The 8,995-nt window shown below is 35.2% G+C and carries 4 protein-coding genes; 2 read left to right on the top strand and 2 right to left on the bottom strand.

The window, feature by feature from the left end:
• Together IV87_RS06200 and IV87_RS06195 are read right to left on the bottom strand one after the other, a co-directional pair.
• Positions 1 to 3,687: MucBP domain-containing protein (locus tag IV87_RS06200; protein ID WP_082623532.1), on the bottom strand; the 3,687-nt coding region annotated here is incomplete at its 3' end.
• Between the two features lie 589 nt (positions 3,688 to 4,276).
• The gene (locus IV87_RS06195; protein WP_057806456.1) at positions 4,277 to 5,434 is read right to left on the bottom strand and encodes a hypothetical protein; all 1,158 of its coding nucleotides are present in this window, start codon (positions 5,432 to 5,434) and stop codon (positions 4,277 to 4,279) included.
• Between the two features lie 1,191 nt (positions 5,435 to 6,625).
• Here IV87_RS06195 and IV87_RS06190 point away from each other — a divergent pair.
• Together IV87_RS06190 and IV87_RS06185 are read left to right on the top strand one after the other, a co-directional pair.
• On the top strand, positions 6,626 to 7,327 hold the full coding sequence (locus IV87_RS06190) for an EAL domain-containing protein (RefSeq protein ID WP_057806455.1): 702 nt from the start codon (positions 6,626 to 6,628) through the stop codon (positions 7,325 to 7,327).
• A 970-nt stretch (positions 7,328 to 8,297) separates the two neighbouring features.
• On the top strand, positions 8,298 to 8,894 hold the full coding sequence (locus IV87_RS06185; protein ID WP_057806453.1) for a GGDEF domain-containing protein: 597 nt from the start codon (positions 8,298 to 8,300) through the stop codon (positions 8,892 to 8,894).
• Positions 8,895 to 8,995: the final 101 nt, after the last annotated feature.

Below are 8,995 nucleotides of genomic sequence, written 5' to 3'. Positions count from 1 at the left end.
ACCTGCTCCAACATACTCAATTGTTCGGGTAATACTTACTTGACCATATTCAAAGATTGGTGTGTACGTTACCGTAATCGAATTGTTAAACGGAGCTGACATCGTTGCCGTTGGAATAAACTCTGGCACTACCATTTGATCAACTGCGTATCCACTTATTTCAGGTGAGTTTACCCTTTCATATATTCCAATCGGAGTATACGCGGTTTCATTAGTTAGTTCATTCGTAGCTGTATTATATACAACTGTTTGTATCTTAGTCTCTGGTGTTTTACTACCTGCACCAACATAATTAATTGTTCGCGTCACCTTAATTTTTCCATAAGTAATAGCTGGGCTATACGTTACAATAACAGTGATATCATCAGGTGAAGTCATACTTGCCGTTGGAATAAACTTGGCAACAGCAGCTTGATCGGGAACATATCCAGCAATTATTGGAGATCCAACTTTATCAAACACGCCAGACGGTGTATAACTAATTTCACCTGTAATACGATTAATAACCATCTTGTAAGTAATCGTTTGAACTTTTGACTTTGGTGTCAGATCACCTGCACCAACATAATTAATCGTACGTTTTGCCGTCATTTCATCATAGTCAAACATGTGCTTATACACATATACAACGTTAGCACTGGGATTAAGATTCAACTGATTAATGAAGATTCGATAACCACTCCAGAAATCATTAGGGTTGCTATACACCTCGGAATAACCGTGAAAAATTTCAAACGTGTCTATATCATGAGAAATCAAATCAGTTAACGTTACACTGACATCACCTTGTTGATTTAAGCGCTTAACAACCATATTAATAGGATTGTAAGCCATTTGATAATTTGTATTCGCATTACCATAAATGTAATCCTGTAAGATAACACTATAACTTTGACCAACATCAATATTTCTGGAAATTGTATAATTCTCCATCAAATTTTCGTCAAAATCCGGCATATAGATGCCATTCGAACTATTAGTACCAGCATCGACGGCATTCATATCAATTGGAGTTCCAGATACATATTTGGTTCCATCATTAAGCACACCCATTAATTGGTACCCATCAGGAGCATTACCAGCTACTGTAACATAAGTGTTGCCAGTCGAGATGTCTAAATTTTGTTCTGGCAATGACGTTAATTCTTTACCCGTATCCGCATCAACATACTTCACATTAACATTACTTTGGGTTGGCACCGAAAAGAGATCTCCAGGATTCCAATCATAAGACGGTGCCGATCCATCGCCTGGATCTATCAAATCTGCAAAGTTAACATCAACATTGGCTCCACCATAGCTGACGGACATATACAAATTATCGCCCACTTGAATAATTCTTTGAACTGGAGATTGATCATTCTGTAATTCATCTGGGGTAAAACTCGCTACAATTTGAGTACCGTCTGGTGTTAGTAGAATCCGCCCCGTTATATCAATCATGGTCACTGTCGTCATTTGTGTTTGTTTGTCATATGACAAAACTAACCGCGTATTATATCCCGTTTCTAGATTGGAACTCACCCAACCTTGAAGTGCATCATTTGCGATACTTGCTCCAAGCATAACTTGTTGATTTGTGATTGTTCTAACTTCACTAAAATTGACAATGGCATAAACATGTTGAATATCACCGATGTGTGCATCACTTGTTGTTACAAAAATACTACCATTATCTGTTTTTGTTCGCGTGGTTGTTACGGTTACTGGCACACCTAAAATATTTGTCACGGTGTCTTGGCTATCATTTAAACGATAAATAAACGTAACTGTTTGTTCTTGATCAGTAAATACACCAGTTTTGTTGCCTTGAACAGACACTAACTGATAATCAACAATTACTTTTTCGTTTGCCACATAGGAAGCGCCAATAATACCATTTAGGACATCATTTTGTGTGATAACGTTGCCGCTTTCATCTACATAATTTACAACTATTGACTTTGCTTGTTGAGTTCCAACTTTTCGATAAACAAACGTAATGGCATCTGGTGTGCTCAGATTCATATCGTTATGAATTGAACGTAAGTTATTTGCTGCTCCACCATTAGTATGTTCACCCCAAAAATCATCAGGATCCGTAATTGTTAACGTATATCCATGCCGAATAATTTCGGACTGAGTCACGTCTCCATTCCAGTTTGTATACGTCAGTAAAACATCGCCAGCCTGATTAATTCGTTTGACTTCTAAATCAGCAGGACTTGATTTCAAGCTATACCCACCTTGATCTGTGTAATCTTGCAAAGCGATATGATAACTACCATTCACTGATAAGTAACGCATAATGTGATAATCTGCCAAATAGTTATTATCTAAATCGTTTTGAATAGTCCCCTCGACTTTCGTACTTGATTTATCAATTTGAATATCATTAATTTGTGTTCCATCCGAATAGTCAGTTCCATTTTTAAGAACTCCGACTAACTCATAGCCACTAGGTGGGATAGCTGCTGATACCTCATACTGGGAACCAGTTGAAAGATTAACATCCGTACTTTCTGCGATGTTCTTACCAGTATCTTGATCGACGTAATTAACCGGAATATTAAAGTTATTATTTGTAGCAAATAAATCACCATAGTCCCAATTATCTTCTCCATATCCAAAATTAATATCTACATTACTACCACCATAGTTCAATGCCACATAATAATCATCACCATAACTATTACTTTCTATGAGTCTTCTAACTTCAGGAGATCGTGCATCTCCTTCAAACGTAAAACTTAATAATTCTCCGTTTTCGTTGACTGTAATGTCACCATTTGCCTCTACAAATGCAAATGTAGTTTCTTTACTTGTCGGGTCATAACACATTACAAGATTTCTTCCAGATGAACTGCCATACATGACTTGTTGATTATTCATATTTCTAACTTCATAACCAGAAGCTATTGCGTAAATGTTAGTCAGGTTTCCAAGCGTTCCCACTTTATCCGTTACTGATACGGTTCCCTCACTATTGGTAGTTGTTCGGTCACTGACAGTCACATCAAGTCCAAGTATATTTACTACCGTACTGGAAGATTCTGCACGCAATTTTACTGTTTTAGCGGTTTTAGCTACTGACCTACTAGTAGTCGTGCTACTTGAAGCCTGCAAGCTATCATTCGCTGTGCTTTGACTGCCACGACTTGTTTGAGTGGCATTACTCGATGAAAAATCATTAGTCTGTGAGCCTGTATTCGTTGAGCCATCATCTTCATTAGACTCTATAACTTCACGACTCTGAACCGCAGATGTAGCTTCAGAACTACTATGACCCAGCGAGGTTGTATCCTTTTCATCACTTTGACTACCTGCACTTTGATCAACGGCCGTAGATCCAGAATTACCGTCACTAGTAGCCGTACTACTTACAGATTCTTCTACAGTACCCGAAGAATTAATCGTGTCAGTAGTATAACTATTTGCATTTGAATTGTTTGTCACCGTCGAATTACTTTCAGAAACTGCTTGACTTACCCCATCAGAAGCTTGTGTTGTTGCGGTAGTCAAAACCGTTTCTACCGAATCTGCTTTAACATTTGACGTACCTAAAACAAAACCAGTTCCTAAAAAGAACACCACGATGCCCGCGAATAGCCAGTTTTTCCCGACTTTATACATCTTATAGTGTTCTTTTAACTGTTCTGTATCCCGTTGTAGTCTTGAACGCTTACCTTTTCTTTGCTTTCCATCCAATTTGTTCTGCCCCCTTCTTATAGTCCTATAAAAATCGCCTATTGTAACCGCTTTAATTATATCATGAAAGGTTCTGGAAAAGGAAAAAATAATAAATATTTAAACATCTCGCTCATCAAAAACTATTTATGTAACCTTAATCGGCTTAAATAGTATTTTTTCTAGACAGAAGATTTATTTATGAAAAACGGAATAAAATAGTTCTGTACTGAAATAAAACAACTAGCTATTACTTCTACACGTTAGTCACTAAGTCCAGAAACTGTTTTCACGCTAGTCATAAAAGTGTCAATAAAAGAAGGCCCACTACCTTAAGCTTGCTTTGATAAACAAGATACATTTCTATTCCATCATTGTTTTAACAATCAGAATTTACGATATTATGTCAGACATATTTATTTTATAAATATCCGATATATCTTCTAAATCACTCCGTTTTTCTAAAAGCAACAACATTGAAGGCAAAAAAATAACCTCAATTACGAGGTTATTTTCACTAAAATTTTCATTTAAAGGATTTCATTACTTAACCAACAATATTTCAGGTTAATTGTTTTCTTTAGCTAAAATATTATTCATATCATCAGACCTATTCACTGTTCTGTGCACAAATTGTAATATTATTACTGACAACCTCGGCACTAGGTGTTTCATTTGAAAGGACCATTTCCGAATATTTAGGATATGCAGTTGGTGCACCCAACCAATAAAAGGTAGGCATTTTTTTGAAATAGTGCCACTTCTTTAAAGTTTTTTGGTTATATAGTCTTAGTGGTAATAAAATCAGATATTTACTACCACTTTTAGTTGTTAAGAAATAATGCTGTTCCGTTGGATAACCAACTGAGTTTAAAATGCCACCTTCGTTATTATACATAACCCCCATGGCCATTTTGGCGTCATATTTAACTGCTTCGTCATCCGTTAATACTGCCTTAGTTATTTTGGCCACCGATAAGTTTAAAAATGCTGCCCGTTTTTGAATATACATTTGCCATTGTTGATCAGTATATCTAGGCTTAAAAGTTGCCTGTAAAAATCGTTGCTTAAGTGATTTGTTTGTTTTTCGTTGTGATCTAGCTCTTGCCGCCAATGCTTTTTCCTGTCCTTTGTAGAGAGTTGAAGCATTTTTTCGAAAGTAGTTTTGCAATGCGTTAGCTGTTCTGGGACTTAATTCATGTTTAAAAGTCCACCGAATCGCAGAATCATATGCCAGTTGATCTTTTTTTAGATCAACTTTCGTTTCCAGTGGGTGACTACCAATTGTGTAATTGGTATGCGCTTTCCCTAAAAAATTACGCTCTGAGTTTAATCGATAATTACTGGAAAATCCAGCAGCAGCCGCTTTACTAAAATCATCGTCATTATTACTATAATTTAAACTCAAATAATGCTTACTGAAGTTCGCTCCAAAACGGGCAACAAACAAGTCATCACTATCCTGGTCCGTAAAATCAAACGACCCTTGGCCTTTATCATTTTCAGTATATGAAAGTTCAAAATTCATTTTTGGCCTTTTTTCTGCCCTAGGAACCGTGATGGCTTTTTCAAATGTAATTCGATATTTTTCATCATCATTCTGATCTTTTTCGATCGTTGCAATTTTATATTTTTTAAGAAATGGTTGAACGCGGGATTGATCCTGATGTTGAGAACGCACCCGAGTTTTAGAAACACCAACTATGCCACTAATCAGTATAATCAAGCCAAACACAACCACCAAAATTAATTTATGAACCTTTTTCATTTTCTATTCTCCGAATTTTCTGTAATTAAAAAAAATTACTCATCATAAGAATTGTCCTAGTAACGATTAACATTCGTAAGTCTTTCATTTTTGAATGGTTAGCGGACAGTCATCTAAACTATCGTTTTCTATATTCTTTGTTGTAAACTGAATCTCAACAACACATTTACCACTGATATTTTCAATAGCATATAACAATATTCATTTGCTGATTTTTAACCGATTTATGTAGCAATTTATCTTAATTTTATCGAGTTTTTACTTTTAATACAATCATTTTTTGTTTGAAAAATAACAAGTCTTATGTTTAACTAAAGGTTGAAAGTCCAAAACACATCTCGTTGCCTGATATAAAAACGTTCTTGGTAACAAAATTAGATTGAAATGCCGTCCTACGGCTCATCCGGTCTGGAACGGGGTGGGCACGATTTAAAGCCAAGAAGAACACTTGTCTTCAAACTCGGCCTTATTCTAAGTAATAAATTACTAAGAATAATTTCACCCCTGAGACCAATCGCCTCCGGACTAAGAACGTTTGATGCTTCAACAATGCTTCGTAACACTGATATAATAACTTTTATATCGCTATGTAAATTGCAAAGATTAGACTTAGTCTGGAAGCAAATGGGCTCAGTAGTGACATTTATCTTAGCGGGTTTCGCTTAGATAAAGGCCGAGCTTAGAGACGTGCATTTCGGCTCTAAGTCGTGCCCACTACGTTCCAGCCCAAATTTGCTGAAAGACGGCATTTTAGACTATTTTTTATAGGCTAAGTCGTTTAACATCAGTTATTGAAGTGATTTTGATACTTTCAACCTTTAGTGGTTTAATATAATAGCAGTGATAAAAGTTATCCTAACTGCATTTTAGGGACATAAAAAAATTTGAAATAAAGAACAGGTGAACCGCAGCACGGCAATTAGGCTCCGAATTGAAGATTTTTAGTAACATATAATTAAGTATTGATTTACTTTTTCGAAATCTAATCAGATTCATGAGATTATTCTCATTTAATTTTTAGATGATTTTTATTGTTTTTTATGACATGCATGATATACTTACTAAGTTATTAGTATATACAATTAAAAAATTGCTCAGTCAATGTTACGCATTGAACACGACCCATACTTGAGAGAGACAAGTATGAGTCTTTTTATTTATCACACTTTATTTATGGAGGATATTTGCCTTATGATACGTTTCTGGGGACAACCTAGATACTCACGCGAACCACTAAAACCGATTGGATATGAACTTTTCTTACGAGAAAATTTAAATGGCCTTTGGCGGGTTCCAAACGATTTCAGTCGATTTACTCCCTGCCAAATTACCAATTTACTCAAAAAAACGGCACCACAGCTCTCACAAGGAATGCAACGTGTCTCGATCAATCTTGATATTGATCAGTTCATTGACTCTAGATTTTACCGTGCCTTTTTCGCTGTCAAAACGCAACTTCCCTATCTCCGTATTTCGATCGAATTGACTGAACACTCCAGTTCACAAATTATTTCTGATGAACAATTAGTATTAGCAGCAAAACATTTTGCTGACGCAAATCTGCACGTTATTCTAGATGACGTTGGTTCTGGTGATAACCAGATTAATCGGGTTGAACTATTAGATCCATATGTCACTGAATACAAATTTGCAGTTCAAAATTTTCGTCCCTATGAATCTCTAAATGATATTATGCCTAATTTACTGTTCTGGCATCAATTAGCTGCTAAACATCAAAAATTATTCACCATCGAAGGCGTTGAATCAAAAAAAGACTTGTTAATCCTCTCTCATTGTCGAGTTGATATGCTTCAGGGCTATGATCTTGGGAAACCCGTTTATCTTCCTACTCAAGATGATGCTGTAGTTGTGAACGCAGATCGATGTGTCTAGGCATCTAAATTAATATTTTTTTACCCATCACTTGTCTATTTACGAGTGATGGGTTTTATTTTTCAAAACCAGAAAAACTTCGAAAAAACTTCAAATATTTATTTTGATTCAAATAATATCACCAAAATATGATTAATCGTATTTATTTTGAAACGTCTACATATAACAAATTCCTTTTTTTTATTTTTAACGGTAAATTTTCGTATATTGATTGTTTAATAATTTTACTTTTTTCTCTCTTGTTACCGTCAAATAACTTTGGTATATTTGAAGGCAAGGCGTTTTGTATTCGTTAACAACAATAACGTTGGTTAATTTTTGCACAAAAAAATTAATACATATTTTTACCTTTTAGTTAGTAACAATCAATAGAATCAATTTTAAAAGAGATGATTAGTTTTGACTCAGCATACATGGCTCCTATCCCCGTTATTTACCGGAATTTTTTTGACTCTTGGTGTGATTATCTTTTTCCAGATCTTGGTTCGTTTATTAATTTCCCGTTCCGGACATATTTCCAATCCTGTCAACTATCTTTCTGGTCAATTAGCCAGCCTTAGTATTGTCTATTTCTCAACCCTTAGTGTTTATTTTGAATACGTAGTTGCTCAAGAAGGCCACGATATTGCCTTTGTAGATTTCCGGCTTTTATTACTGTTTTATGTTGTCATCTATTTAGGTCAACGCAGCAGTCTACTCATTTTAGTGATTACTTTCATTGCAAGAATTTTTCTATGGGGATTCACAAGTGGAACCATCTACTTTATTGAAATATCGTTTATTATTTATTTCGTCACCAGTTTCATAACTGGTATTATTCGAAAACATAATTTTTCGCATATCATCTTAACGGGAACGTTAGATAATTATCGTAGGTGTATTATGGGGCACTTTCTGGCAACTGCGACTACCATACTTTGGATTAGTAACTGTAACAGCTGCTCTTTATTACTGGATTGCCTTTGCAATTATGAATGCTGTTTTAGATTTCGGTATTACGCAATTAAATGATGAAAATGACTCGCTAACCGTTCTAAGTCAGCAAGCCACTACTGATCCCCTAACCAAGTTAAGTAATTATTTGGCATTTAAAAAAGAATTTGAGACTCAATATCAGGCGTATCATAATACAGAAAAATCACTTAGCATGATAGCTCTTGATGTTGATCACTTTAAAAGGGTCAATGATGAACATGGTCATTTAACCGGCAATAATATTTTAGAAGGGATTGCCAAAATTTTGCTTTCCGAAACACAAAAATTGTCTGATGCCACAGTTTATCGAGTTGGTGGCGAGGAATTTAATATTTTGTTACCCAATGTTGACTTAAAACAAGCTGCAAAATTTAGTCATCATCTTCAAGATCGAATTCGTTATACAATGTTTCCCATCAATGGTTTAAAATTACAAATTACCGTCTCGATGGGAGTGGCAAAATTACGTAATTCCGATAGTGCCTCCAATTTATTCTATGAACGTGCTGATCGATTGCTCTATAACTCAAAAGGAGAAGGACGTAATCGTGTATCTGTTGAAAAAATTAAGAGTAAACATAAACGCAACTAATAACGATCAAACTAACAATCATTAAAAATCACTAGATTGCTATATACAAACAGATATCCTATCTAAAAAGACTGTTCATGAATACCTATACTCACATTTAT

Origin of the sequence: Pediococcus ethanolidurans (genome assembly GCF_001437405.1) — a bacterium.
In the GTDB taxonomy this organism is placed as follows: domain Bacteria; phylum Bacillota; class Bacilli; order Lactobacillales; family Lactobacillaceae; genus Pediococcus; species Pediococcus ethanolidurans.
Note: the sequence above shows the minus strand (reverse complement) of the source record. Positions and strands in the feature narration are given on the sequence as shown.